Annotated in this window: 24 protein-coding genes; 6 read left to right on the forward strand and 18 right to left on the reverse strand. The window is 68.2% G+C overall.

The window, feature by feature from the left end:
• Window positions 1-108: 108 nt before the first annotated feature.
• From rnr to IB227_RS14465, 3 genes are all read left to right on the forward strand, one after another.
• The gene (rnr, locus tag IB227_RS14455; RefSeq protein WP_192287992.1) at window positions 109-2,571 is read left to right on the forward strand and encodes a ribonuclease R; all 2,463 of its coding nucleotides are present in this window, start codon (window positions 109-111) and stop codon (window positions 2,569-2,571) included.
• Between the two features lie 121 nt (window positions 2,572-2,692).
• Window positions 2,693-3,436: a 23S rRNA (guanosine(2251)-2'-O)-methyltransferase RlmB gene (gene rlmB, locus IB227_RS14460; protein ID WP_192287993.1), complete on the forward strand. Its 744-nt coding sequence runs from the start codon at window positions 2,693-2,695 to the stop codon at window positions 3,434-3,436.
• A gap of 11 nt (window positions 3,437-3,447) precedes the next feature.
• Window positions 3,448-4,635 carry a P1 family peptidase gene (locus tag IB227_RS14465; RefSeq protein WP_192287994.1) on the forward strand — a complete coding sequence of 396 codons (1,188 nt, stop codon included), beginning with the start codon at window positions 3,448-3,450 and terminating at the stop codon, window positions 4,633-4,635.
• Window positions 4,636-5,293: 658 nt separating this feature from the next.
• Here IB227_RS14465 and IB227_RS14470 read toward each other — a convergent pair.
• The 3 genes from IB227_RS14470 to IB227_RS14480 are packed head-to-tail and all read right to left on the reverse strand — an operon-like array spanning window position 5,294 to window position 10,010.
• Window positions 5,294-6,709 (reverse strand): efflux transporter outer membrane subunit, encoded by a 1,416-nt coding sequence (locus tag IB227_RS14470; protein WP_192287995.1) that lies wholly within the window; start codon window positions 6,707-6,709, stop codon window positions 5,294-5,296.
• A gap of 8 nt (window positions 6,710-6,717) precedes the next feature.
• The gene (locus IB227_RS14475; protein ID WP_192287996.1) at window positions 6,718-8,670 is read right to left on the reverse strand and encodes a MacB family efflux pump subunit; all 1,953 of its coding nucleotides are present in this window, start codon (window positions 8,668-8,670) and stop codon (window positions 6,718-6,720) included.
• Window positions 8,667-10,010: an efflux RND transporter periplasmic adaptor subunit gene (locus IB227_RS14480; protein WP_192288196.1), complete on the reverse strand. Its 1,344-nt coding sequence runs from the start codon at window positions 10,008-10,010 to the stop codon at window positions 8,667-8,669. The genes IB227_RS14475 and IB227_RS14480 overlap by 4 nt, the downstream gene beginning before the upstream one ends.
• Window positions 10,011-10,226: 216 nt before the next feature.
• On the opposite strand from IB227_RS14480, the gene IB227_RS14485 reads away from it, so the two are divergent.
• The 3 genes from IB227_RS14485 to IB227_RS14495 all read left to right on the forward strand — a co-directional run bounded on the left by IB227_RS14485 (window position 10,227) and on the right by IB227_RS14495 (window position 13,337).
• Complete coding sequence (locus tag IB227_RS14485; RefSeq protein WP_192287997.1) at window positions 10,227-10,937, forward strand: response regulator transcription factor; 711 nt, start codon at window positions 10,227-10,229, stop codon at window positions 10,935-10,937.
• Window positions 10,934-12,352, forward strand: coding sequence for an ATP-binding protein (locus IB227_RS14490; protein WP_192287998.1), 1,419 nt, complete (start codon window positions 10,934-10,936; stop codon window positions 12,350-12,352). The genes IB227_RS14485 and IB227_RS14490 overlap by 4 nt, the downstream gene beginning before the upstream one ends.
• Window positions 12,353-12,533: 181 nt before the next feature.
• Complete coding sequence (locus tag IB227_RS14495; protein WP_192287999.1) at window positions 12,534-13,337, forward strand: GGDEF domain-containing protein; 804 nt, start codon at window positions 12,534-12,536, stop codon at window positions 13,335-13,337.
• A 21-nt stretch (window positions 13,338-13,358) separates the two neighbouring features.
• Here IB227_RS14495 and rnt read toward each other — a convergent pair whose 3' ends face one another.
• The 15 genes from rnt to IB227_RS14565 all read right to left on the reverse strand — a co-directional run bounded on the left by rnt (window position 13,359) and on the right by IB227_RS14565 (window position 26,557).
• Complete coding sequence (rnt, locus tag IB227_RS14500; RefSeq protein WP_132862633.1) at window positions 13,359-14,003, reverse strand: ribonuclease T; 645 nt, start codon at window positions 14,001-14,003, stop codon at window positions 13,359-13,361.
• A 66-nt stretch (window positions 14,004-14,069) separates the two neighbouring features.
• Window positions 14,070-14,816 carry a putative DNA-binding domain-containing protein gene (locus IB227_RS14505; RefSeq protein ID WP_192288000.1) on the reverse strand — a complete coding sequence of 249 codons (747 nt, stop codon included), beginning with the start codon at window positions 14,814-14,816 and terminating at the stop codon, window positions 14,070-14,072.
• The gene (locus IB227_RS14510) at window positions 14,809-15,681 is read right to left on the reverse strand and encodes a DUF692 domain-containing protein (RefSeq protein ID WP_313251447.1); all 873 of its coding nucleotides are present in this window, start codon (window positions 15,679-15,681) and stop codon (window positions 14,809-14,811) included. Before IB227_RS14510 ends, IB227_RS14505 begins: the two co-directional genes overlap by 8 nt.
• On the reverse strand, window positions 15,665-16,042 hold the full coding sequence (locus IB227_RS18530) for a hypothetical protein (RefSeq protein ID WP_225591890.1): 378 nt from the start codon (window positions 16,040-16,042) through the stop codon (window positions 15,665-15,667). Before IB227_RS18530 ends, IB227_RS14510 begins: the two co-directional genes overlap by 17 nt.
• A gap of 130 nt (window positions 16,043-16,172) precedes the next feature.
• Complete coding sequence (locus IB227_RS14515; protein ID WP_192288002.1) at window positions 16,173-16,529, reverse strand: RcnB family protein; 357 nt, start codon at window positions 16,527-16,529, stop codon at window positions 16,173-16,175.
• A gap of 157 nt (window positions 16,530-16,686) precedes the next feature.
• Window positions 16,687-17,394, reverse strand: a complete 708-nt coding sequence (gene phoU / locus IB227_RS14520) for a phosphate signaling complex protein PhoU (RefSeq protein WP_132862637.1) — start codon at window positions 17,392-17,394, stop codon at window positions 16,687-16,689.
• 112 nt (window positions 17,395-17,506) lie between these two features.
• A complete protein-coding gene (gene pstB, locus IB227_RS14525; RefSeq protein WP_132862638.1) occupies window positions 17,507-18,337 on the reverse strand; it encodes a phosphate ABC transporter ATP-binding protein PstB in 831 nt (276 codons plus the stop codon).
• A 16-nt stretch (window positions 18,338-18,353) separates the two neighbouring features.
• The gene (gene pstA, locus IB227_RS14530) at window positions 18,354-19,232 is read right to left on the reverse strand and encodes a phosphate ABC transporter permease PstA (RefSeq protein ID WP_192288003.1); all 879 of its coding nucleotides are present in this window, start codon (window positions 19,230-19,232) and stop codon (window positions 18,354-18,356) included.
• Window positions 19,232-20,200, reverse strand: a complete 969-nt coding sequence (gene pstC / locus IB227_RS14535; protein ID WP_132862640.1) for a phosphate ABC transporter permease subunit PstC — start codon at window positions 20,198-20,200, stop codon at window positions 19,232-19,234. The genes pstA and pstC overlap by 1 nt, the downstream gene beginning before the upstream one ends.
• A gap of 285 nt (window positions 20,201-20,485) precedes the next feature.
• Window positions 20,486-21,577, reverse strand: a complete 1,092-nt coding sequence (pstS, locus tag IB227_RS14540) for a phosphate ABC transporter substrate-binding protein PstS (RefSeq protein ID WP_192288004.1) — start codon at window positions 21,575-21,577, stop codon at window positions 20,486-20,488.
• 351 nt (window positions 21,578-21,928) lie between these two features.
• Window positions 21,929-22,948 (reverse strand): phosphate ABC transporter substrate-binding protein PstS, encoded by a 1,020-nt coding sequence (gene pstS, locus IB227_RS14545; RefSeq protein ID WP_132862642.1) that lies wholly within the window; start codon window positions 22,946-22,948, stop codon window positions 21,929-21,931.
• 114 nt (window positions 22,949-23,062) lie between these two features.
• Entirely contained in the window at window positions 23,063-23,842 is a 780-nt protein-coding gene (locus IB227_RS14550; protein ID WP_192288005.1) for a hypothetical protein, read from the reverse strand.
• A 249-nt stretch (window positions 23,843-24,091) separates the two neighbouring features.
• Window positions 24,092-25,300: an OprO/OprP family phosphate-selective porin gene (locus tag IB227_RS14555; protein ID WP_132862644.1), complete on the reverse strand. Its 1,209-nt coding sequence runs from the start codon at window positions 25,298-25,300 to the stop codon at window positions 24,092-24,094.
• 169 nt (window positions 25,301-25,469) lie between these two features.
• On the reverse strand, window positions 25,470-26,108 hold the full coding sequence (nth, locus tag IB227_RS14560) for an endonuclease III (protein WP_132866043.1): 639 nt from the start codon (window positions 26,106-26,108) through the stop codon (window positions 25,470-25,472).
• Window positions 26,109-26,221: 113 nt separating this feature from the next.
• Window positions 26,222-26,557: a hypothetical protein gene (locus IB227_RS14565; RefSeq protein ID WP_318639552.1), complete on the reverse strand. Its 336-nt coding sequence runs from the start codon at window positions 26,555-26,557 to the stop codon at window positions 26,222-26,224.
• Window positions 26,558-26,566 lie beyond the last annotated feature (9 nt).

Consider the following 26,566-nt stretch of genomic DNA (forward strand, 5'->3'; position numbering starts at 1 on the left):
GCCGGCGATTTTGGCCGGGGTGACAGGCTTTGTCAACGTTTTTTCACATCCGCCGCGCTTGACGGCGTACGCACTGTATCCACGGCGCAGCAGGTACCATGTAGGGCGATGAAAAACAAAAAGACCACTGGGGCCGGCAAGGCCCACAAGTCCGCCTCCGGCAGCACGCCGGGCAAGGCGCCGGGCAAGGCCCGCAAATCCACCAAGCTGCCGGCCTGGATGCCGGACAGCATGACCGCCCCGGCCAAGCCCGGCCGCGGCAAGAAGACGTCGGACAACGCCTCGCCACAGAGTTTTGTGCGCGGCCGCCGCAAGGCGGCCCCGGCCCCGGCCTTCGATGACCCCTACGCCGCACGCGAGGCCGAGCGCTACGCCCAGCCCATCGCCAGCCGCGAGGCGATCCTGCAGTTGCTGGAGCGCTGCGAGGGGCCGCAGAACGCCGAGGAGATCGGCGCGCAGCTGGGCCTGACCGAACCGGACCGCGCCGATGCGTTGGCCAAGCGCCTGGGGGCGATGGTGCGCGATGGGCAGCTGGTGCAGAACCGCCGTGGCGGCTTCGCCCCGGTGCTGGCATTGAGCCTGATCCCCGGCGTAGTGATCGCCAACCCGGAGGGCTTCGGCTTCCTGCGCCCGGACGAGGGCGGCGACGACCTGTTCCTGTCGCCGTATGAAATGCGCAAGGTCATGCACGGTGACCGTGCGCTGGCCAACGTCACCGGCATCGACCGCCGTGGTCGCCGCGAAGGCGCCATCGCGCGCGTGCTGGAGCGCGGCGTCAACCGCCTGATCGGCCATTTCAGCGTCGAGGCCGGCATCAGCTACGTGGTGCCGGACGACAAGCGCATCCAGCGCAACATCCAGATCCCGGCCGATGCCACCGGCGGGGCCAAGGATGGGCAGCTGGTGGTATGCGAGCTGACCCATGCCCCGGATTCGCGGCGCCCGCCGATCGGCAGGATCATCGCGGTGCTGGGTGACAAGCTGACCCCGTCGCTGGTGGTGGAAACCGCCATCCACGGCCACGAATTGCCGTACGAGTTCCCGCCGGAAGTGCTGGACGAAGCCACCGCCATCCCGATGACGGTCGAGCCGTCGATGATCGGCACGCGCGTGGACCTGCGTTCGATGCCGCTGGTGACCATCGATGGCGAGGATGCCAAGGATTTCGACGACGCGGTGTACTGCGAGCCGAACCGCGACGGCTTCCGCCTGGTGGTGGCCATTGCCGACGTGTCCAACTACGTGCGTCCCGGCACGCCGCTGGACGATGAGGCACAGAAGCGCGCCACCTCGGTGTACTTCCCCGGCTTCGTCGTGCCGATGCTGCCGGAAACCCTGTCCAACGGCATCTGCTCGTTGCGGCCGAAGGAAGACCGCATGTGCTTCGTCTGCGACATGCAGGTGGGCCGCGACGGACAGGTGACCGGCTCGAAGTTCTACGAAGCGGTGATGAACTCGCATGCACGCCTGACCTACACCCAGGTGTGGGCCGCGGTGGGCGAGGACGATGCCGACGCCAAGGCCTTCATCGGCCCGCTGCTGCCGCAGATCGAGAGCCTGCACCAGCTGTACCGCATCCTGGCCAAGGCGCGCGAGCGGCGTGGCGCGATCGAGTTCGAATCCTCCGAAGTGCGCTTCGTGCTGGACAACCGCGGTGAAGTCACCCAGGCCGGCATGATGGTGCGCAACGACGCGCACAAGCTGATCGAGGAATGCATGATCGCGGCCAACGTGGAGGCCGCGCGCTACCTGCTGTCCACGCACATCCCGGCCCCGTTCCGCGTGCACGAGCGGCCGCCGGAGTCCAAGTTCGCCGACCTGCTGGAATTCCTGAAGGAGTTCAAGCTCAGCCTGCCGGCCTGGAGCAAGGTGCAGCCGGGCGACTACACCAAGCTGCTGAAGAAGGTGCGCGAGCGCCCGGACGCGGCGCTGCTGGAATCGGTGCTGCTGCGCAGCCAGTCGCTGGCGGTGTATTCGCCGGACAACAACGGCCACTTCGGCCTGGCGCTGGAGGCGTACGCGCACTTCACCTCGCCGATCCGCCGCTACCCCGACCTGCTGGTGCACCGCGCGATCAAGTACGCGCTGACCGGCGCGCCGCGTGAGAAGTACACCTACACCCCGCGCGAGATGGCAGCCCTGGCGCTGCAGTGCTCCGAACGCGAGCGTCGTGCCGACGAGGCCGAGCGCGAGGTCGACGAGCGTTTCCGTGCGGCGTGGATGGAAAAGCACGTCGGTGGCCAGTTCGATGGCGTGATCAGTGGCGTGACCAGCTTCGGCCTGTTCGTCGAGCTGGACGAGTCCAAGGTCAACGGCCTGGTCCACGTGACCCAGTTGCCGCACGACTATTACCAGTTCGACCCGATCCGCAAGACGCTCAGTGGCGACCGTCGCGGCAACGCGTTCCGGCTGGGCGACCGGGTCCGGATCCTGGTGCTCAAGGCCAGCATGGAGGAGCGCAAGATCGACTTCCGCCTGGTCGAGAAGCTGGACGGGGAGGCCATGGACAGCGGCCTGCCGCCATTGCCCGAGCGCGGCAAGCCGGCCAAGCGGACCAAGCAGAAGTACTGAGGACCGGGGTGCCGCCGCTGCGTGGCGGCGCCCGGGCAGTCCCCCGCAGGCCGGTGGCAGCTGCGGGCCGGCTCGATTGGGCCTACCATTGCCACCCCCCGAATTTCCCCATGTGACGCCCATGAGCAAGCAGAACCAATGGATCGTCGGCGTCAATGCCGTGGCTTCTTCGATTGAAAAGGACCCGGAGAACGTCCGCGAGGTCCTGATCGAGGCCGGTGCCAAGAACCCGCGCCTGGTCGAAATCGAGGAAGAAGCCCTGCGCAAGGGCATCGACGTGCGCAAGGTCAACGCCCAGGCGCTGGGCGGCGTGGCCGGCCAGGTGCGCCACCAGGGCGTGGCCGCGCGGTACGCCGCGCCCAAGCTGTGGGCCGAGAACGAACTGGAAGGCCTGATCACGGCCGCCGAGGGCAAGGCGCTGGTGCTGGTGCTCGATGAGGTACAGGACCCGCACAACCTCGGCGCCTGCCTGCGCAGCGCGGCCGCCGCCGGCGTCACCGCCGTGGTGATTCCCAAGGACAAGAGCGCGCCGGTCAATGCCACGGTGCGCAAGGTCAGTGCCGGCGCCGCTGACCGCATCCCGGTGGTCGCGGTGACCAACCTGGTCCGCTGCATCAAGGACATGCAGAAGCTGGGCGTGTGGGTGTACGGCCTGGCCGGTGAGGTGGACACCACCCTCCACCAGCTGGACCTGCGCGGCAACGTGGCGCTGGTGATGGGCGGCGAAGCCGATGGCCTGCGTCGCCTCACCCGCGAAACCTGCGACCAACTGGTGCGCATCCCGATGCCGGGCGACATCGAGAGCCTCAACGTCTCCGTCGCCACCGGCGTGGCGCTGTTCGAAGCCGTCCGCCAACGACTGTAAGAGGAAACCACATGCTCCCTGCGCCGTATCGTCTCTCCCTTCGACTGACTGCGGCGCTGCTGGGGCTGTGCGCCCTGGTGGCTTCCGCACAGGAAGCCCCGCGCGCCCGCGCCCGTGACCTGGGCGTGGCCCCGGGCATCTTCGCGCCGGGCCACTACAACGCGATCACCGACGTGGCCGGCGTGCGCGTGGGCCAGGTGACGCTGGCCGAGGGCGACAGCGTGCGCACCGGCGTCACCGCGATCCTGCCGCACCCGGGCAATGCCTATCGCTCACGGGTGCCGGCGGCGGTGCACGTGGGCAATGGCTTTGGCAAGTTCGTCGGCAGCACCCAGGTCAACGAGTTGGGCGAGCTGGAAACCCCGATCCTGCTGACCTGCACGTTGTGCGTGTGGAAGGCGGCCGATGCGATGGCCGAGTGGATGCTGGCCCAGCCGGACATGCAGCAGGTGCGCTCACTGAATGTCGTGGTCGGCGAAACCAACGACGGCGGACTCAATGACATCCGCGCCAGGCCGATCACCGCCGGGGCAGTGCGGAATGCACTGGAAGGCGCCAAGAGCGGGCCGGTACAGGAAGGCAGCGTGGGTGCCGGCACCGGCACGGTGGCGTTCGGTTGGAAGGGCGGGATCGGAACCTCTTCGCGCAAGCTGCCCGACAGCCTCGGCGGCTGGACGGTCGGCGTGCTGGTGCAGGCCAACTTCGGCGGCGTGCTGCAGGTGGAAGGCGCGCCGGTCGGCCGCGCGCTGGACCGCTATGCATTCCAGAACGCGGTGGCGATGCAGGACAACACGCGCGGCCTGGCCGATGACCGGGGCGATGGCTCGGTGATCATCGTGATCGCCACCGACGCGCCGTTGTCGGACCGCAACCTGAAGCGGTTGGCATCGCGCGGAATGATGGGGCTGGGGCGCACCGGTAGCTCGGCCTCCAACGGCAGCGGCGATTACGTGCTGGCGTTCTCCACCGCCGAGTCGGTGCGACGGGCTTTCGATGCGACCCGCCTGCAGACCACGGAGCTGGCCAACGAGCCGATGAGCGCGGTGTTCCAGGCCAGCGTCGATGCGGTGGAAGAGGCGGTCTACAACGCCTTGTTCATGGCGACCACCACGAGTGGCAACGGCAAGACGGTGGAGGCGATTCCCTTGGACAAGGTGCGCGATGTGCTGCGTGCGCATGGGATTGCGCCCGCGTCGTAAAAGCGGCCCTCACCCCAACCCCTCTCCCGCTAGGCGGGAGAGGGGCTTGAATTGCGAGCGGTGCGGGAGCTGCCGGATGGCGTGATGACTCCCTTCTCCCGCTTGCGGGAGAAGGCTTGGATTGCGAGCGGTGCGGGAGCTGCCGGATGGCGTGATGACTCCCTTCTCCCGCCTGCGGGAGAAGGGCTTGGATTGCAGGCGGTGCGGGAACTGCCGAATGGCGTGATGACTCCCTTCTCCCGCCTGCGGGAGAAGGTGGTGCGAAGCACCGGATGAGGGCGCTGTTGCTTTTGCGTTCCGCGATACGTGCCCTCACCCCAACCCCTCTCCCGCGGGGCGGGAGAGGGGCTTGGATTGCGAGCGGTGCGTGAGCTGCCGGATGGCGTGATGACTCCCGTCTCCCGCTTGCGGGAGAAGGCTTGGATTGCAGGCGGTGCGGGGAACTGCCGGATGGCGCGATGGCCCCCTTCTCCCGCCTGCGGGAGAAGGGGGTGCGAAGCACCGGATGAGGGCGCTGTTGCTTTTGCGTTCCGCGATACGTGCCCTCACCCCAACCCCTCTCCCGCGGCGCGGGAGAGGGGCTTGGATTGCGAGCGGTGCGGGAACTGCCGGATGGCGCGAGGGCTCCCTTCTCACGCAGACGGGAGAAGGGGTTCCATCACAGGGTCCCACCCCCCAATGCCTTGTACAGAGTCACGTCGTTGACCAGCTGGCTGCGCTTGACCTGCGCCAGCGACAACTCGGAACTGCGACGGGTCTGCTCGGCTTCCAGCCAGGTGCGCAGGTCGGTCGCGCCGGCGCGGTAGCGCACTTCATACAACCGCGCGATCTCCACCGCTTCCTCGTACGAGGCCTGCGCGGCGGCGAGCTGCTCGGCCAGGCGCGTGCGCGCGGACAGGGCGTTGTCCACGTCCGACAGTGCGGTGTACAGCGTCCGGCGGAAATCATTGGCGGCGATCTGGTAGGAGAGGTCGGCCGAATCGATGTCGAACTGCATCTGCCGGAACTTCAGGAACGGCAAACTCAGGCCCGCGCCCAGCGTTGCCACCGGATGGGTCAGTACCTCACCCAGCGAGGGGCTGGAGCTGCCGATGCTGCCGCTCAGGCTCAGGCTCGGGTAGTAGCTGGTGGCGGTGACCTTGATGCTGGCCAGCGACTGGCGCAGGCGCAGCTCGGCCGCGCGCAGGTCCGGGCGACGTGCCAGCAGTTCGGCCGGCAGCCCTTCTGCCAGTGCCGGGCTCTGCGCCACGTCCAGGTTCTGCGGTTCATCGGCCAGCGGCCAAGGCTGGCCATCGAGCAGCACGGTCAGCGCGTTGCGGGTTTCCACCCGTTGCTGTTCCAGCTGGGCCTGCGCGGCGCGTTGGCTCTCGATGTTCTGTTGCGCCTGGCGCACCTCCAGCCGCGAGACCGCGCCGGCCTTGAACTGGCTTTGCACCAGCGCGGCGGTACGCTCCAACCGATCGAGGTTGGCCTGGCCGGTGGCGATGGCCTGGTTGAGGTAGCCCAGTTGCCAGTACAGCTCGCAGCTCTGGCCGACCAGGCTCAACGCCGTGCTCTGCAGGTCCTGCGCGGTGGCCTGCGCTTCCCAGTGGGCGATGTCGCGCTGGCCGCGCAGCTTGCCCCACAGGTCCAGCTCCCAGCCCAGCGACACGCTGGCGCCGTGGTTGCGGGACCAGTCGTCGCCGCGGTCGGTGCTGCGGCTGGCACTGGCACTGACCGAACCCGATGCCTGCGGCCACAGGTCGGCACCGGCCAGGGCGGCCTGCGCGCGTGCGCGCTCGAGCTTCAGTCCGGCCGAGGCCATGTCGGTGTTGCTGTCGAGCACGCGTGCGATCAGCTGGTCCAGGCGTGGGTCGGCGAACCCTTGCCACCAGGCGTCGGCGCGGATGTCGGCGGGCGGTGCGGTGACCTCGCGCTGGATGTCCTGCACCGGTGCGTTGGCGGCGGCATCGCCGCGGCCGTACTGCGTCGGTACCGGCAGATGGGCGGCGGGATCGGCGCTGGGCGTGGTGGCACAGGCGGCCAGCACCGTGGTCAATGCGGCGGAAAGCAGCAGGGGACGATAGGCAGTCATGGTCATCTTCATTCGCGGGCCAATGCCTCCACCGGGTCCAGCTGGGCGGCATTGCGGGCCGGCAGGAAACCGAACGCCACGCCGATCAGGGTCGAGCAGGCGAAGGCGGCGACGATCGAGCCGGTGGAGAACAGCAGGGTGAAGCTGGCGCCGAAGGTGCGGAACGCCCAGCCGATGGCCAGCGCCAGCACGATGCCGAGGATGCCGCCGAGCAGGCACACCAGCACCGCCTCGATCAGGAACTGTTGGCGGATGTCGCTCTGGCGCGCGCCCACGGCCATGCGCACGCCGATCTCGCGGGTACGCTCGGTCACCGACACCAGCATGATGTTCATCACGCCGATGCCGCCCACCACCAGTGCGATGGCGGCGATGGCGCCGATCAGCAGCGTCATGGTCCGGGTCGTGGACGCGATGGTCTCGCGGATCTCGGCGGTGTTGCTGAGGAAGAAGTCCTCGGTTCCGTGGCGCAGGGTCAACAGCCGGGTGATGGCCGATTGCGCCGCATCCATCGGGGTGTCGTCCTTGACCCGCAGCGTGATGCTGCTCAGGTAGCTTTGCCCGAGCATGCGCGCCATCACCGTGGTGTAGGGCACCCACACGCTCAGGTTGGTGCTGCCGCCGAAGCCCATCGACTGGCGCTTGGCGATGCCGATCACGCGTGCCGGCACGTTGCCCAGCAACACCACCTTGCCCAGCGGGTCGTCGCTGCCGAACAGCTGGGTGCGGGTGTTCTCGTCGATCACCACCACCTGCGCCAGGCCCTTGACCTCGCTTTCATCGAAGTAGCGCCCGGACACCAGCGTCATGCCCTTGACCCGGAAGTACTGCTCGCCGATGCCGCTGACCTGCGCCGAGGCCGCCTTGTTGCCGACGCGGGCGGTGACCGAGCTGGAGACGCTGGGCGTGGCGCTGTCGATGTAGCTCTGCCGGGCCAGGACGTCGGCGTCGCTGGACTTGAGGGTCTGCACCCGCGCCGATCGCATGTCGCCGAAGCCCTTGCCGGGGTAGACGTCGATGGTATTGGTGCCCAGCGCCGAGATGTTCTTCAGGATCTCCTGCTGCGAGCCATTGCCCATCGCCACCACCGAAACCACCGAGGCGATGCCGATGATGATGCCCAGCATGGTCAGGAAGGTGCGCAGGCGGTGCGCGTTCATGGCCAGCAAGGCCATGCGGAAGGCTTCCAGGAAGCGGTCGCGCGCGGCCTGGAAGGCGCTGCCGCCGGTCTTCACCGGCGTGGCGCGCTGCTGGGCCGGGAACCGTGGCGCGGCGTCGTTGCGGCGGTCGTCGATGATCACACCGTCGCGGATCTCGATGATGCGCTGGGCGTGCTCGGCCACATGCATGTCGTGGGTGACGATGATGATGGTGTGGCCCTCGGCATGCAGCTCGCCGAGGATCTTCATCACCTCCTCGCCGGAGGCGCTGTCCAGCGCACCGGTGGGCTCGTCGGCCAGGATCACCTCGCCGCCGTTCATCAGTGCACGCGCGATCGACACGCGTTGCTGCTGGCCACCGGACAACTGGCCCGGTGTGTGGCCCATGCGGTCGGACAGGCCCAGCCGTGCCAGCAGTGCCTCGGCGCGACTGCGACGGGCCTGCGCCGGCGTACCGGCGTAGATGGCGGGCACCTCGACGTTGCCGCGTGCGTCCAGGTCGCCGAGCAGGTGGTAACGCTGGAAGATGAAGCCGAAGTGCTCGCGGCGCAGCTGCGCCAGTTCGTCCGGTTGCATGCGGCCGGTCTCGCGCCCGGCGACCCTGTACGAGCCCACGGTGGGACGGTCCAGGCAGCCGAGGATGTTCATCAGCGTGGACTTGCCCGAGCCGGACTGGCCGACGATGGCGACCATCTCGCCGGCATGGATGTCCAGGTTGACGTCCTTGAGCACGGCGATGGTTTCCTCGCCGGCCGGGAACTCGCGACGCAGCTCGCGCAGCTGCAGCAGCGGCTGGCTCATCGACGCGGCCCGCCCATCATCGGACTCATCGGTCCCCGGGTATTGCCACGTGCGCTGGCCTTCTCGGCATCGGTGACTTCGCCCACCACCACCTGCTCGCCTTCTTCCAGCCCTTCGAGCACCTGCACGCTGGAGCCGTTGTTCAGGCCGACCTTGATGCGGCGTGGTGCCGGCTGGCCGTCCTTGCCAAGCACCCGCACGATGTAGCTGTTGCTGTTGGCCGGTGCGGCGGCATCCGGCCGCGCCCGCGCCTGGCGTTGCTGGCGCTGGGCCTCGCCGAGGCTGCGCGGCTCGCGCTGCGCGCCCGTGCCTGCCGGGCCGCCTTCGGGCACCTTGGGGCCGAGTGCGACGGTGGGGATCAGCAGCGCATCGCTGGCCTGCGCCAGCAGTACTGAAACCTGCGCGGTCATGTCGATGCGCAGCGTGCCGTCCGGGTTCTCCACGTCGAACAACGCGTTGTAGTACACCGCCGTGCTGGAACTGGAGGAGGACGAACTGCTGGAGGTGGTGCTGTCGGTACTGATCGAGGCAGGCGCCGGATTGACCGTGCGCAGCCTGGCCTCGTACTTGTGGTCGGGCTTGCCGAGGATGGTGAAGTACACCGGCATGTCCGGCTTGACCTTGACCACGTCGGCCTCGGAGATCTCGGCATTGACCGTGACCAGGTCCAGGCGGGCCAGCTTGACGATGGTCGGCGCGGACTGGTTGGCGTTGACGGTGCGGCCTTCCTCGGCGACCACCGCCACCACGGTGCCGTCGATCGGCGCGATGATGCGGGTATAGCCCAGGTTGGCCTGGGCGGTGCTCAGTTCGGTTTCGCGTTGCATGATCTGCGCGTCCAGCGCGCGGATCTGCGCACGGGTGCTGGCGAGGTTGGCCTCGGCGGCCTCGTAGTCGGCGCGCGAAGTGGCCTCGGCGGCCAGCATTTCCTTCTGGCGGGCGAAGGCCAGCTCTGATTCCTTTAGCGAGGCGGTCTGCACCGCACGCTGGGCGCGGATGTTCTCCAGCGCGGCCTGTGCGTTCCTCAGGCTGTTCTGCTGGGTGACCGAGTCGATCTCGGCGATCAGGTCGCCCTGCTTGACCACGTCACCCAGCTGCACCTTCAGCGACTTGATCTGGCCGGACACCTGCGCACCGACGCTGACCAGCTTGTAGGCATCGATCACGCCGGTGGCATCGACCGTCTGCTCCAGGTCGCCGCGGGTGACGGGCGAGGTGGCCACTGACGGCGCGGCGGGCTTGCGCAACGCCCAGGCGGCGGCCGCGCCGGCCAGGACAATGATGGCGGCGGCAAGCAGCAGGCGGTTGCGGCGGGAGGAGGGCAGCAGCTTCACGATGATCGGACACTCATGGCGGGCCGCAGGGCGCGGCGACAGTGCCAGTGTCGCCAGCGGAAGATGCCGCCTCAATGCACGGGTTGTATCGTTCTGTGTCCGGTCCGGCACGCTGTGTAACGGTGTGTATCGGCCGCGACGATCGATACATGCCGATACAGGCGCGCCTGCGCACGTTGATCCGCTAGCATGGATCATGGCGCCATGACGGAAGTACAGACCATGCACCGCCTCCTGGTGGTAGACGACGACAGCGACATCCGCAGCCTGCTGGCCGAACAGCTGGGACGGGCCGGTTACACCGTGAGCACGGCCGGCGATGGCGGCCAGATGCGCCAGGTGCTGGCGCGCGAGCACATCGACCTGATCGTGCTCGACCTGAACCTGCCGCGCGAGGACGGGCTGGCGTTGTGCCGCGAGATCCGCGCGCGCTCGGCCACGCCGGTGATCATGCTGACCGCGCGCAGCGAGCCGATCGACCGCGTGCTGGGCCTGGAGATGGGGGCCGACGATTACCTGGCCAAGCCGTTCGAGCCGCGTGAGCTGCTGGCGCGCATCCGCAACGTGCTGCGGCGGACCGAGGCGCTGCCGGCCAACCTGGAGCCGCTGGCGATGCGCCGGGCGGGATTTTCCAGCTGGGTGTTCGACCTGGAGCATCGCCACCTGGTCGACCCGGCCGGGCGCGTGGTGATGCTGTCCGGCGCCGAGTTCCGGCTGCTGCGGGTGTTCGTCGCGCATGCCAACAAGGTGCTCTCGCGCGAGCAGCTGGTGGCCTTGAGCACCGGCCGCAACTACGAGTCGCAGGATCGCGCGATCGACCTGCAGGTCAGTCGCCTGCGCCAGAAGCTGGGCGATGCCGGCGGCAGCGATGGCCTGGTCAAGACGGTGCGCAACGAGGGTTACGTGTTCGCCAGCGCGGTGACGCTGGAATGAAGCGCCTGCGCCGGTTCCTGTCCTCGATGACGGGACGCCTGTTCGTGATCCTGATGGTCGGCATGATGGTCGCGGCGATCGGTGCCACGCTGCTGGCCGAGTCCCGCCGCCAGCAGGAGTTCGAACGGCAGAACCTGGCGCGCATCGCCGACCGCCTGCAGGGCTTCGTCAACCTGCTCGATGGCAACCCGGAGCTGCGCGCCCGCCTGCTGGCGGTGGGCGGGCCGAGCGTGCGGGTGGTCAAGGACACGTTCCGTACCGGCGCGCCGGACACGGCGCTGATGGAGACCCTGGCGCAGCGCGGTGGCGTGGTGGCCGGTGCGCAGGTGCGGGCCACCAGCTTCCGCGCCTGCATGGTGCCGCTGCCGCAGTTCATGCGGCCACCGGCCCCGCCGCAGGGGCGCCGGGAGGGCGAGCGCCGTCGCCATGTGCATGACCCGGCGTTCACGCCGCCGCGCTGTCGCCTGGTCGAACTGAAGCTGAGCGACGGCACCCCGGTGCGGCTGGCGCTGGAGTACCCGGCCATCGCGCGCAGCCCCGCGGCGGCGTTCGATCCGTGGTTCCTGTCGTTGCTGGGGCTGGCCATCGCGGTGCTGGCCTACGTGGTCGCGCGCATGGCCAGTACCCCGCTGGAACGCCTGGCCGCGCACGCCGCCGGACTGGGGCAGGACCTGCAACGCGATCCGTTGCCGGTGAGCGGGCCACTGGAAGTGCGGCGTGCCGCCGAAGCCTTCAATGCCATGCAGAAGCGGCTGCAGCGCCACCTCGGCGAACGCACGCAGATGCTGGCGGCGATCACGCACGACCTGCAGACACCGGTGACCCGGTTGCGGTTGCGCCTGGAGAACGTCGCCGACGAACAACTGCGTGAGCGCCTGATCGGCGACCTGGCCGCGATGCAGGCGCTGATCCGCGAGGGCCTGGAGCTGGCACGCAGCGCCGAAAGCGCCGAGCAGCGCGCCGCGCTGGACCTGGATTCGTTGCTGGAGAGCGTGGTCGAGGATGCCGCCGAGGCTGGCCATGACGCCACGCTGGAGCAGAGCTGCGGTGCCGTGCTGATGCTGCGCCCGCTGGCCATGCGCCGGCTGTTCTCCAACCTGGTCGACAACGCGGTCAAGTACGGGCGTGGCGTGCAGGTGCATGCGAGCCGGCAGGGCGATGCGGTGCAGGTGGTGATCCGTGACCATGGGCCCGGCCTGGCCAGGGACGAGTTGGAGGCGGTGTTCACGCCGTTCCTGCGCCTGGAGACCTCGCGTTCGCGCGAGACCGGCGGTGCCGGGCTGGGCCTGACCATCGCCCGCGCGCTGGCCGAGAAGGACGGTGCCACGCTGGTGCTGCGCAACCACCCTGAAGGCGGCCTGGAGGCGGTGGTGCGGTGGGAGCAGCCGCAGTGGGAGACCGGTCAGCGCGGTTGAGCGGGGCGGGCATCTGCAGCGCCGGGCTGTGAAGGAGGTCGCCTGGCGGGGCCGGTGTCTTTGCTAGTATCGCCGCACTATCCGGGGATGCAGATCGATGGCAAGGGATACGGTTCTGGCAGGTACGCCGGGGGCGGTTGACAGGTGTGGCAAGCGCACGCGCAGACAGCGCCGGAAGGCCGTGTTGGCGGCGCCGGCCTTGCTGGCGTTGCCGCTGTTCGCGCAGGCGGCTGGCGCGCCGCCGGCACCGCCGTTGGCGGTGGCCACGGTACCGGTGCTGGCCGGCGTCGGCGCGCTGCTGATGGCGGCACTGCTGTGGTGCGGTTACCGGCTTGGCCAGCAGCGCATGCAACTGGCCAGGTTGATGCAGGATGCCGAACGGCAGGCCCGCGACGGGCGCCAGGCCGCCGAGCGGCTGGCCGCGGCCGAGCAGGCCGTGGCTGAGCTGGAGCTGCAGATGCAGCAGCAGGCCGAGTCGTTCGCGCGGCTGGCGCACGAGGACGACCTCAGCGGCCTGCCCAACCGGCGTGCCTTCGATGATGCGCTGTCGCGGCAGATGGCCGCCTCGCGCCGCAGCGAACGACCGTTGTGCCTGGTGGTGCTGAGCATCGACCACCTCAAGCAGATCAACGCGGCCTGGTCGCGTGCCGTCGGTGACCTGGTGCTGTGCGAGGTGGGCGAACTGCTGCGGCGCAGCCTGCGTGCCTCGGACATGCCGGCGCGGCTGGGCAACAAGGAGTTCGCGATCCTGCTGGGCGACACCACCCTGGCCGATGCCGAGATGGTCTGCCAGCGCCTGCAGCGCCTGTTTGGCCAGTACGGCGAATGGGGTGGCCGCGGTGAAGGCGAGATTGCCGTGACCTTCAGTGCCGGCGCGGTGCAGATGGGCGATGCCGACCAGGCCCCGGTGCTGTTCTACCAGCGTGCCAAGAACGCCTTGGCGCAGGCCAAGCAGGACGGGCGCGCACGCACCTGCGCGGCCTGAGCCACGATAGCGGCGGGCCGCTCAGCGGCCCAGCGGGGTGGGCCAGGCGTTGACGATCTTGCAGAACAGCCGTGCGGTTTGTTCGGTGTCGTAGACAGCGCTGTGCGCCTCGTTGGCATCCCATTCGAAGCCGGCCGCCTGCACCGCGCGGGCCAGCACGGTCTGGCCGTAGGCCATGCCGGCCAGGGTCACCGTGTCGAACACGCTGAAGGGATGGAACGGATTGCGCTTGTGGCCGCTGCGGGCCACGGTGGCGTTGATGAATCCCAGGTCGAAATGGGCGTTGTGGCCGACCAGGATCGCGCGCTGGCAGTTGTACTTCTTCATGGCCGCGCGCACCGGGGCGAACACATGCTCCAGCGCGTCGCGTTCGGGCTTGGCCAGGCGGAACGGGTGGTCCAGCACGATGCCGGTGATTTCCAGCGACTTGGGGTCGATTTCGGTGCCTTCGGCCGGGATGACGTGGGCGCTGGCAGTCTGCCCGGGATACAGCAGGCCGTTTTCGTCCATCTCCACCGGTACCGCGGCGATCTCCAGCAGTGCATGCCGGTTGCAGTCAAAGCCACCGGTCTCCACGTCCACAACCACCGGCAGGAAGCCACGGAAGCGTTGCGCCATGGGCGTGAAAACGGGGCGCGGGACGGGCGATTCAACGTGTTCGTTCATCGCAATAGGGTAGCAGAGCGCGTAAGAACGGCCGGTGATAGGCGGGTTTCGCGCCTGCAGGCGCGCCTACCGGGCGGTGCCCAGGATGCAGGCGCGCTCGCGCAGCTGCTGCAGCATCGCAGCGCCATTGGCGAGGAAGGCGGGGTCGGCGACGACGCCGGCTTCCTCGGCCAGCGCCTGCAGATGCGCGCGGCCGCTGTGTCCGGGGAACTGCTCCAGCCGCTCCAGCAGGCGGAACAGCAGCGGCGAGACGGTGGAGAACGCCACGCTGCCATCGATGCTGCGCCGTGCCAGCAGCAGGGTCGGCTCGGCCGGGGGCTGCGTCGGTTGCCACGCTGGGCCAATGCGATGCACCGGCCATTGGTAGGCCAGGGCCCGGCACCAGGGGGAGCACAACGGCGCGGCGTCCAGCAGGTCGCCCTGCGGGTCGTGGGCGGGCAGGGCGGCGTCGCTGATCTGCAGGGCCAGTTCGATCCACTCGTAGTGGGCCAGTTCCAGCAGCCAGGGGTAGCGCGGGTCCGCTGGCCGCTGGTCGAGGAACAGGATGAACTCCTGCGCGATCTCGGTGAACAAGGGCGTGTGGGCGCGATGGTCGCGACAGAAGGCGCGGACCAGCGACAACCACTCGGCATCGTCCAGGGTGCGGCGGATGACCGGGAAGTTGGCCGCCAGCAACGATTGCAGGTTGTTGAAATACAGTTCGCGATACACCTGCATGCGACGCCCGGCGATGGCATCGGGCGCCGGCTGCCGCTCCGGGTCGCGCAGGTGGGCGGCGAAGCGCTGCTGCAGTTGCGCCAAGGTTTCAGCCATGCGCGTGCTCCGTCGCGGCGGCCTGCTGCAACCGGCGGATGACCTGCAGCTCGTCGAGCAGCTCGGGCAGGGGCGGGAAATTGAAATCACGCTCCAGCAGCGTCGGGCGGACCCCGTGCAGGGCATGGCTGGCCGCCAGCAACTGCCAGACATCGTGCTTGACCGGCATGCCGTGGGTGTCGATCTTCAGGTCGTCGGCTTCGTCATGGTGGCCGGCAACGTGATAGCTGGCGATGCGTGCCGACGGCAGGCGGGCGAGGAAGGCGTGCGCGTCGTAGCCATGGTTGATGGCGTTGACGTAGACGTTGTTGACGTCCAGCAGCAGGTCGCAGTCGGCCTCCTCCAGCACGGCGTTGATGAAGCCGGCTTCGTCCATGTCGGCGGCCGGCACGGCGTAGTAGGAGGCGTTCTCCACGGCGATGCGGCGGCCCAGGATGTCCTGCGCCTGGCGGATGCGGGCCGCCACGTGGCGCACGGCCTCGGCGGTGAACGGCAGTGGCAGCAGCTCGTACAGGTGGCCGTCGTCGCTGCACCAGCTCAGGTGTTCGCTGTACAGCGCGACCTGATGCTGGTCGAGGAAGCGACGGGTGCGCTGCAGGAATGCCACGTCCAGCGGGCTTGGGCCGCCGAGCGACAGGGACAGCCCATGGCAGGTCAGGGGGTGACGCCGCGACAGCTCGGCCAGTACCTCGCCCAGCCGGCCGCCGACGCCCACCCAGTTGTCCGGGGCGCATTCGAGGAAATCGAACGCGCCTGCCGGCGCGGCGGCCAGTGCATCCAGCAGTGACCGCCGCAGGCCCAGTCCTGCGCTGGCCGCTGCCGGCGCGCGCAGGTTGCCGGGGAGGCGGTCAGTGGTTGCCGCCACACTTGCCCTCGCCACACTTGCCTTCGGCGTGGGTCTTGGCGCTGTCGGCGGCCTTGTCGTCACTGGCCTTGGCCGGTGCGGGGGCAGCGGCCGGTGCCGGGGTGGCGGTCGCAGCGGCGCCGGCGTGGCTGCTGCCACACTTGCCTTCGCCGCACTTGCCCTCGGCATGCTTGGCCGGTGCCTCGGTGGTGCCGGTCGGCGGCGGCGTGGCCGGCTTCTGTTCGGCCGGCGGCGTCTGGCCGGTGGCGGCCAGTGCGTAGCCCTGGGCCAGGTCGGTCATGGCGAAGGCCGGGGCGGCGCTGCCCCCGAGCAACGCGACACCCAAGGCGAGGGAAGCAGGCTTGCGGAGATCGATGGCCATGCGGTGGTGCTCCAGTGTCAGAGGTGTGCGGGGGAGGCTGGAGCTTAGCAAGCGCGGTGGCGGGCGTGCGGGTAGCGCATGTGTCGACAGGCCCGGTTCGGGCCTGTCGGGGTTGCGGTACGGGCGGTGTTCAGCGACCGCTGGCGATGTCCACGACCAGGCCGGTGGCGATGGCGATCAACACGTAGCGATCGTCGATCCGGCGCCACTCATTGCCCCTTCCGGGCTTGCGCAGGCCATGGTGAGCGTAGTCGGCCACGCGTGTTCCACGCTGGTGCTGGGACAGCCGCTCGCCCTTGCGGGGGGCGTGATGGGCCGACTGCGGGGCGGCATGGCGGGCGCCATTGGACGACGCGGCTGCCGGGTGCTGTTGCGCATGCGACGGTGCCGGCGGGTCGTGGCGGTCGCGGTCCTGCGCGGGGCCGGCGAAGGCACTGGCCGAGGCCAGCAGGGACAGGGACAGGGCGGTGGCGAAGATGCGCTTCATGGTGGTTTCCTGGGGGACGTGGCGGGGATGCCGCGTGCAACACCACGCTAGGAAAAAATCCATGAACGCGTAATTAAATTTCCCGCCGCCGCGGTATCGCTTTGTATCGGCATGTAACGGCCCGCCGGGACGAGGATCCGACGGGCCGTTGCCAGGCTCAGGCGTGGTCGACCGTGCTGGTTTCGTCGCGCTTCTCGCGCGGCGGCAGCGGCTGTTCGCCGTGCACGAGGAACCAGACGTTCTCGGCGATGTTGGTGGCGTGGTCGCCGATGCGCTCCAGATTCTTGGCCATGAACAGCAGGTGCGTGCATGGGGTGATGTTGCGCGGGTCTTCCATCATGTAGGTCAGCAGTTCGCGGAACAGCGCGGTGTACTGCGCGTCCAGGCGGGCGTCTTCCTCGCGCAGCTTCAACGCCGCTTCGGCATCGTTGTCGCGGTAGGCCACCAGCGCGGCGCGGACCTGCTGGGCGGCCAGGCGGCCCAGTGCGCGCACGCCCTGGATCTGCGGCATCGGCGGCACCGACACCAGCGCGATCGAGCGCTTGGCAACGTTGGCGGCGTAGTCGCCGATGCGTTCGATGTCGGCCGGGATGCGCAGGCCGGCCAGGATCTCGCGCAGGTCGCGCGCCATCGGGCCGCGCAGCGCCAGGCGCATGACGTCATGGCTGATCTGCTGTTCGAGCTGGTCGATGGCCTCGTCGTTGGCGACGATGCGCTGGGCGGCCTTCTCGTCGCGGCGTTCGATCACGTCCAGCGCCGCTTCCAGCTGCGCGACGGACATCTCGCCCATGCGCACGATCTCGGTTACCAGGCGCTGCTGTTCTTCGTCGTAGCTCTTCACGATGTGGTCGTTGGGGTTGTTCATGGGCGTCAGCCGGAAAAGGGGAAACAGGAATGGGGAGGCAGGGCGTTGAAGTCCGGTGGGGCAGGGGGCGGGAGGACTGGGCTCCCGCCTGCCGGCTCCCCATTGCCCGGGCTCAGCCGAACCGACCGGTGATGTAGTCTTCGGTCTGCTGCTTGGACGGGTTGGAGAAGATGACCTCGGTGCGGTCATGCTCGATCAGGTCACCCAGGTACATGAAGGCGGTGTAGTCGGACACGCGCGCGGCCTGTTGCATGTTGTGGGTGACGATGGCGATGGTGTAGTCGTTCTTCAGTTCCTCGACCAGCTGCTCGATGCGGCTGGTGGAGATCGGGTCCAGCGCCGAGGTCGGTTCGTCGAGCAGCAGCACGTCCGGGCGCAGGGCCACGGCGCGGGCGATGCACAGGCGCTGCTGCTGGCCGCCGGACAGTCCCAGCGCGCTCTGGTTGAGCTTGTCCTTCACCTCGTCCCACAGCGCGCCCTGGCGCAGCGCCTGCTCGACGCGCACGTTCATCTCGGCCTTGGACAGCTTCTCGTGGTGGCGGATGCCGTAGGCCACGTTCTCGAAGATGGTCATCGGGAACGGCACCGGCTTCTGGAACACCATGCCCACCTTGGAGCGCAGGCGGTTCATCGGGTACTTGGGCGAGAGGATGTTCTCGCCGTCCAGCAACACTTCGCCGCGCGCTTCCAGCTTGGGGTACAGCGCGTAGATGCGGTTGAAGATGCGCAGCAGGGTGGACTTGCCGCACCCGGACGGGCCGATCAGCGCGGTCACGCGCTTTTCAGGGATCTCCAGGTTGATGCCCTTGAGCGCATGGAACTTGTCGTAGTAGAAGTCCAGGCCACGTGCGGCCAGCTTCACCGGCGCCGGTGCGTGCAGCTCCTGGTTGGAGGCAGGCACGTTGATGCGCTGCATGGGCACGGCGTTGTTGAGGTCGTTCATGGGAAGGTCCATGGGATCAGTCGTTTGAAATTCGATTGCGCAGCAGCAGGCCGCGGGCGGAGAGGCTGACCAGCAGCACGAACACGGTCAGGACCAGTGCGCCGGCCCAGGCCAGCACCTGCCAGGATTCATACGGGCTGCCGGCGAACTGGTTCATCACCACCGGCACCGAGGCCATCGGCTGGAACACGTTGCTGTTCCAGTACTGGTTGCCGAAGGCGGTGAACAGCAGCGGCGCGGTCTCGCCGGAGATGCGTGCCAGCGCCAGCAGGATGCCGGTGACGATGCCGGCCATGGCGCTGCGGTACAGCACCTGCATGATCACCTTCCACTGCGGCACGCCCAGCGCCAGCGCCGCTTCGCGCATCTGCACCGGTACCAGCCGCAGCATTTCGTCGGTGGTGCGGATGACCACCGGCAGCACGATGAAGGCCAGCGACAGGGCACCGGCGAAGGCGGAGAACTGGCCGCCGGTCTGCATCACGTACAGCGTGTAGACGAACAGGCCCAGCACGATCGACGGCGCCGACAGCAGGATGTCGTTGACGAAGCGCACCACCGTGCCGGCCTTGCGCGCATTGCCGTACTCGGCCAGCCAGGTGCCGGCGGCCACGCCCAGCGGCGTGCCGATGGCGATGGCCAGCGCGCACATCACCGCGCTGCCGAAGAAGGCGTTGAGCAGGCCGCCTTCCTGCATCGGCGGCGGCGTCATCTTGGTGAACAGGTTGAGGTTGATGCCCGGCAGGCCCTTGGACAGCAGGGTCCACAGGATCCAGCCGAGGAAGAACAGGCCGAACAGCGCGGTGGCGCAGGCCAGCAGCAGGGCCAGGCCGTTGGTGATGCGACGACGCAGGTACAGCGCGTCGGCGGCCTTGTGGGAAGCGGCGGTGGACATCAGTTGCCCTCCTTGCGGGACAGGCGCAGCAGCATCAGTCGGGCGATGGCCAGCACCACGAAGGTGACGATGAACAGCACGAAGCCGAGCAGCAGCAGCGCCGAGCGGTAGGTTTCGGTGGCTTCGCCGAAGTCGTTGGCGATCAGCGCGGCGATGGTGGTGCCCGGCTCCAGCAGCGACGGGGTCAGGCGCACGCTGTTGCCGATCACGAAGGCCACGGCCATGGTTTCACCCAGGGCGCGACCCAGGCCGAGGAACACGCCGCCAATCACCGCCGAGCGGGTGTAGGGCAGCACGATGTCCCAGCTCACTTCCCACTTGGTCGAGCCCAGCGCGTAGGCCGACTCCTTCAGGCGGGTCGGCACGGTGAGGAACACCTCGCGCATCACCGAGGAGATGAACGGGATCACCATGATCGCCAGCACGAAGCCGGCGGTGAGCATGCCGATGCCCAGCGGCGGCCCCTGGAACAACGCGCCGATGACCGGCAGGCCGCCGAGGTTCTCGTTGAGGAACGGGGTGACGTACTCGGTCATCACCGGCACCAGCACGAACAGGCCCCACATGCCGTAGATGATCGACGGAATGCCGGCCAGCAGTTCGATGGCGGTGCCGACCGGACCGCGCAGCCAGCGCGGCGCCACCTCGGTCAGGAAGAAGGCGATGCCGAAGCTCACCGGCACGGCGATCAGCATGGCGATCAGCGCGGTGACGATGGTGCCGTAGATCGGCGCCAGCGCGCCGAACTTGTTCTCCACCGGGTTCCAGTCGGCGGAGTAGAAGAAGCTCAGGCCCTGTTCCTGCAGGGCATGGCGGCCGCCCCACAGCATGGACAGCGCGGCGCTGGCCAGGGCGACCAGCACGAAGATGACGGTGGCGATCAGGAACCAGCGGAACAGCCGGTCATTGCGGGCATCGCGCACATCACGCGAGCTGGGCGAAGCGAGGGACGGTGCGATGGCATTCATGGCAGCGGCGTAGGCCCAAGGGGGAGGCGGTTTTGGTTCTGTCCCCGGTATTCCGGGAAGGACACAGCGGTGGCAACGTTGTCCGCGCAGTGGCGGTGGAAGCGGAGGCGTTCGTCATTCCCGCGAAGGCGGGGATCGTTCCTGCCTTTACCCCCGATGCAACCCCGGAAGCAGGAGCGGTTCCCGCCTTCGCGGGAATGACGACAACAGCAACAACGACAACGGTCCTGCGGGTACTGCATGCAACCTGCACGGGTGCGCCCGTGGCGCACCCGTGCGGTTCGATTACTTGAACTCGGCGGCCCAGTAGCTTTCGATCTGGGTCACCAGCTCCGCCGGCAGCGGCACGTAGTGCAGTTCGTTGGCCTGGGTCTGGCCGTTCTCGAAGGCCCACTTGAAGAAGGCCAGGGTGTCGGCACTGCGCTTGGCGTCCTTCGGCTGCTTGTGCATCAGCATGAAGTTGGTGGCGGTGATTGGCCACGCATTGGCGCCCGGGGCGTTGGTGATGACCAGGTTGAAGTCCTTGGCGTTGGCCCAGTCGGCGCTGGCGGCAGCGGCGGCGAAGGTCTCGGCGGTCGGCTGCACCCAGTTGCCGGCGGCGTTCTGCATCGACGCGTACGGCATGTTGTTCTGCAGCGCGTAGGCCAGCTCGACGTAGCCCAGCGAGCCCTTGATCTGCTGCACGTAGGAGGCGACGCCTTCGTTGCCCTTGCCGCCCACGCCGTCCGGCCACTGCACCGAGGTGCCTTCGCCGACCTTGTCCTTCCACTCGCCGCTCACCTTGGACAGGTAGTTGGAGAAGTTGAAGGTGGTGCCCGAACCGTCGGAGCGGTGCACCAGGGTGATCTTGGTGTCGGGCAGGGTCACGCCCGGGTTGGCATCGGCGATGGCCTTGTCATTCCACTGGGTGACCTTGCCCAGGAAGATGTCCGCCAGCAGGGCGCCGCTCAGGCGCAGCTGGCCCGGCTGGATGCCTTCCAGGTTGACCACCGGGACCACGCCGCCGATGGCCGACGGGAACTGGCCGAGGCCGGCCTGGGCCAGCTCTTCGCTGGACAGCGGCTTGTCGGAGGAACCGAAGTCGACGGTGCCGGCCTTGATCTGGGCGATACCGCCGCCCGAGCCGATCGACTGGTAGTTGATCTTGGCGCCGGTGGCGGTGTTGTAGTCGGCCGACCACTTCGACACGAGCGGGAAGATGAACGAGGCGCCTGCGCCGGAGATCTCGGCGGCAACCTTGTCACCCGCGGCCGGGGCACCGGCAGCAGCGTTTTCCGGGTTGGAAGCGGCGGGGTTGCCGTTGTTGCCACCGCAGGCCGACAGGCCCAGGGCAATGGCCAGGGAAAGGGCGGCAAGGCCGGTCGTGTGCAGCTTCATGCGTCACTCCATAGCGGGAGAAAGGCTGGCGGCGCCAGCGGATGCGGCTATGAAATGATGTTTTTGTTACAGCCTGATTACATGCTGAAAAAAATCTGAAAACCCCATGTTCATCAATGGGCTACAGGATGCAGTGGGGCGTCCGGAAACGGCCGGGACAGCGGTGCTGTGTGACGCGTTTGGCCTTCCGGATGACGCCAGGGCGGAATGCCGGGGGCATGCCCGGCAGGGCCTTCCCGGTGGCGCCGCGGCGGTGCGTGGTTCCGTGCTGCCGGGATGTGCAAAAAAAAGGCGCGGATCGCTCGATCCGCGCCTGAGGCGACGAGGGAGAGGGACTCGTCGGCTCTACACTCAGTAACGCGCGTTCTGCTGCCAGTAGGTTTCGATCTGGCGGACCAGGCTGTCCGGCAGCGGCACGTAGTCCAGCTGGCGGGCCTGTGCATCACCGTTGGCGTAGATCCAGCGGAAGTAGTCCAGCGCGGCCTTGGCGCCTTCGGCGGTCTTGGGCTGCTTGCGCATCAGGATGAAGTTGGTGGCGGTGATCGGCCAGGCCTGCTCGCCCGGGGCGTTGGTCATCACCAGGTAGAAGTCGCGGGCATTGGCCCAGTCGGCGCTGGCGGCAGCGGCCGAGAAGGTCTCGTCACGCGGCTGCACGAAGTTGCCGGCGGCGTTCTTCATGCGCGAGAAGGTCAGGCGGTTCTGCAGCGCGTAGGAGAACTCGACGTAGCCGATCGAACCCTTGATCTGCTTGACGTAGGCGGCGACGCCTTCGTTGCCCTTGCCGCCGATGCCGACCGGCCACTGCACGCTGGTGCCTTCACCGACGCTGGTCTTCCAGTCGTTGTTGACCTTGGACAGGTAGTTGACGAAGTTGAAGGTGGTGCCCGAACCGTCGGAGCGGTGCACGACGGTGATCTTCGCGTCGGGCAGGGCCAGGCCGGCGTTGAGGGCGACGATGGCCGGGTCGTTCCACTTGGTGATGCGGCCCAGGAAGATGTTGGCCAGGGTCGGGCCGTCGAGCTTCATGGCACCGGCCTCGACGCCGGCCACGTTGATGACCGGCACCACGCCGCCGATCACCGACGGGAACTGCACCAGGCCCGAGGAGGCCAGTTCTTCCGGACGCAGCGGGGCGTCGGAGGAGCCGAAATCGACGGTGTTGGCCTTGATCTGGGCGATGCCGCCGCCGGAGCCGATCGACTGGTAGTTCACCCGCTTGCCGGTGGCGGCGCTGTAGTCGGCCGACCACTTGGACATGACCGGGTAGATGAAGGAGGCGCCAGCGCCGGTGACATCGGTGGCATTGGCGGCGAACACGGACGACGCGGCGAGGATGGCGACGACGGCGCGCGATTTGATGGCGTGGATCACGAATGGCTCCTGGGAGGTGAATGTGCGGTGAGTTCCGCCCGGCGCCTATTCCATAACCATTTGATGACAACGCAGCGTCTGTCATATGACGACGCGGTGACAGCCGCAACCTGCTCAGAAGCTGGCCGTGATCGCCTCCGGCAGCGGGTAGCTGCGGCCCTTGGGTTGCAGGGTGTAGTGCTTGACCGGCAGCGTGTGGCGATCCTCCACGCATTGGCCGGCGGCATCCTCGCGGTTGATGATCCCGGTGATGCGCTCGCGCACCCGCAGGGTGGCAAAGCCCTGTGCCGGCGGTGGCTCCACTTCGAGGGTCCGCTCGACGTCGTTGAACTCGCCGGTGCAGCGGGTGTCCCATTCGCCGCTGAAAAGGTTCATCACGATCTGGCCGGTGACCGGCGTGAGCCGGTCCTTGTCCAGCACGAACAATTGCAGGCGTGTGTCAGAGAACGGGTTGGGCTGCGAGGAGCCACTGCGCGAGATGCGCACGCCGAACGCGCGTACGTCCGCGGACAGGCGGTAGCGGGCGGTGTCCAGGCTGACGCCCTCGATGCGGACGGCGTCGCTGCTCATCGCACCGGGCAGGCGCAGGGTGGCGCGCGGGTGCAGCGTGGTGGTGTCGACCACCAGCAGGTCCAGGTCGCCGTCGCGGTAAGAGCCGTCCTCCTGCCATTCACCGAGCAGCGGCACGGCCATCAGGGTCAGGGAGGTGTCGGCCGGCCAGACACGGCAGACGCCCTGGGTGGCCTCGATGCGCATCTGGCCATGTTCCGGCAGGGTGCCGGCGGGCAGTTGCGCATAGGCCTGGCGGATGCGGGTGGCGCTGTCGGCGCCGCAGTCCTGGGCCAATGCCGTGACGGGGAGGGCGAGCAGGAACAACAGCAGGGCGATGCGCATGATCAATCCGTTGACGACGTAGGCCCGCAGCATAGCCGCTCGCCCGGCGAGGGAACGGCCTTGGCCGCGAAGCCGGGAATGCATCCAGCCGCGAAACGACGAACGGCGGACCATGGCTTCCGGCGAGGATCACGACAATGGGTATTCCCGCGTTCGGAACGACGACGGGCTTCGCGGCCAAGGTCGTTCCCCCAAGGAAAAAGAGAACGCCCCTTGCGGGGCGTCCTCCTCGATCATCGCTGCCTGGGCTTACCAGAAGAACTGCAGGCGGGCTTCCAGGATGTTCGGCTTGTCGCTGAGGAAGGTGCGGGCGCTGGAGCTGTACTTCTTGCTGTCGACCATCACGTAGTTCAGCGAGGCCTTGAAGTTCGAACGCCAGTACCAGTTGGCGCCCACGGTCCAGATGTCCATCTTGCCACCGAGCACGCCGTCCACCAGCGGAGCACCACCGATCACGGCCGGGGCGCGCAGGCCACCGTCGTTCAGGTCGATGCTGTCGAAGCGGGCGCCCAGCTGCCACATGCCACGGCCCGGATCGTCCGGCAGGCCCAGGCTCGGGGTGCCGCCCTTGTAGCCCCAGGTTTCGCCGGTGACGTTCCACACGCCGCTGACGTAGTAGCCGTCGGTGGTGTAGTTGTCATGGTCGTAGCGCTTGACCTTGGAGTTGTAGTACTCGGCCTGGGCCTTGAACGGGCCCTGCACGTACATGGCTTCGGCACCGATGGTGCTGATGCGGTCGCTGTCCTTCAGGTCGCCGCTGTCGACCAGGCGCACGGTGGCCAGGTCGGCGTTCGGGCGGGCGCGCCAGCGCAGGGTGTCCGCGTCGGTGTCGTAATCGACGTAGCTCAGGCCCAGGTGCAGGATGTTGCCCTTCTCGTTGATCGGGGCGAAGGTGCCGCGCACGCCGTAGCCGCTGCCATGGGCCAGGTCGCGGGTCAGTTCGCGGCCGAACGCCGACGCGGTGACCGACCAGTCGCTGTCACCGATGCTGTAGCCCAGGCCGAGGCGACGGGCCACGGCGTAGGTGTTGGTCACGGTGGCCTTGGAGATGAAGTCGTTGTTCTTGGTGCTGGACAGCTCTTCCAGGCTGTTGGGCTGCTTGAACTGGCCGGCCTGCAGGTAGTGGTTGCTGTTGCCGCCCAGCTTGTACTTCAGGTTGGTGTCCAGGAACTTGTCGGCCTTGGCGTCGTAGCCGACCACCCATTCCACGTTGCCCGGGCCCTTGCCCTTGAGCACCAGCTCGGCGCGGCGCAGCTCGAACTCGCTGTCCTTGCCGTTCTTGGCGACGCCGTTCAGGTCGGCGCGGTCGTTGTCGAACCAGTTGCCATCAGCCTGCACCAGGCCTTCGAAGGTGATTTCGGAGCCGCCGATGACATCGATGGCGATTTCGGCGTGTGCGGCCGGGACAAACAGCGCCGACACAACGGCTGCAGTGAGGAGTTGGCGATGCAGTTTCATGGATGGGTAGCCTTGCAGGCAGGTTGAGGATGCTGCGAAGGCTAGGGCGTAAAGATTGCGTAAATGTGACAGTCCGGCGACGACCTTCCGCGCACGCAACGCCCATGCCCGCGTATTGGACGCGGGCGCTGTTACGGTCAGGTGTCGTGCAGATGGCAGCCGGCCGCGCTCAGGCGTCGGCTGTCTTGTCCTTGAAGTGACACAGATCGCGGATCACGCATTGCGGGCAGTCCGGCTTGCGCGCCTTGCAGACGTAGCGGCCGTGCAGGATCAGCCAATGGTGCGCGTCCTGCAGGAATTCCCCGGGGATCACCTTCAACAGGCCATCCTCCACCGCGCGCACGTCCTTGCCGGGCGCCAGGCCGGTGCGGTTGGCGACGCGGAAGATATGCGTGTCCACCGCCATGGTCGGTTGCCCGAAGGCGGTGTTGAGCACGACGTTGGCGGTCTTGCGGCCGACGCCGGGCAGGGCTTCCAGCGCGGCGCGGTCGGCGGGCACTTCGCCCCCGTACTTCTGCACCAGGATCGCGCAGGCGGCGATGACGTTCTTCGCCTTGGCGTTGAACAGGCCGATGGTGGCGATGTAGCGCTTGAGCCCTTCCTCGCCCAGGTCGAGGATGGCCTGGGCGGTGTTGGCCACCGGGAACAACTTGCGGGTGGCCTTGTTGACGCCCACGTCGGTGGCCTGCGCCGACAGCGTCACCGCCACCAGCAGTTCGAACGGCGTGCTGTATTCCAGTTCGGTCTTGGGGTGCGGGTTGAGCTCGCGCAGGCGGGTGAACATCTCCCGCACTTCCTCGCGGCTCATGCGCTTGCCGGCACGCGGCGTCGACGGCTTCTTCACCGTCGTGGCGTTTGGTGGGGTGGCGGCGTTGCGGGGCGCGGCCTTGCGTGCCGCGGCTTTCTTCACGGTGGGGGCAGTCATGCAGTGGGCTTTCCCGCGGCCCGTGCCTTGGCACGGGCGAGGATGGCGGCCGCTGCCGAGGGCAGGGCGGGTTTGCGGTCCGGCGCCGGCGGTGGCGCGCGGCGTGCTTCGCGCTCGGCCGCGCGCCGGGCCAGCCGTGCGTCGCGCGCGCGGTGGCGTTCACGCGCGGCCCAGGCCTGGCGCAGGCGCTGCTGTGCTTCCAGCAACGGCTGTACCTGCGCGGTGTCCAGCCCGGCGGCTTCGGGCGCGTACTCCATCAGCCCGGCGCGCACGGCCGCGTCCAGGTCGTCGGCGGCGATGAACTGCAGCAGCTGTTGCGGTGTGGCGGTCACGACAGGCAT

The sequence above is a fragment of the Stenotrophomonas sp. STM01 genome (genome assembly GCF_014852135.1).
GTDB classification, from domain to species: domain Bacteria; phylum Pseudomonadota; class Gammaproteobacteria; order Xanthomonadales; family Xanthomonadaceae; genus Stenotrophomonas; species Stenotrophomonas capsici.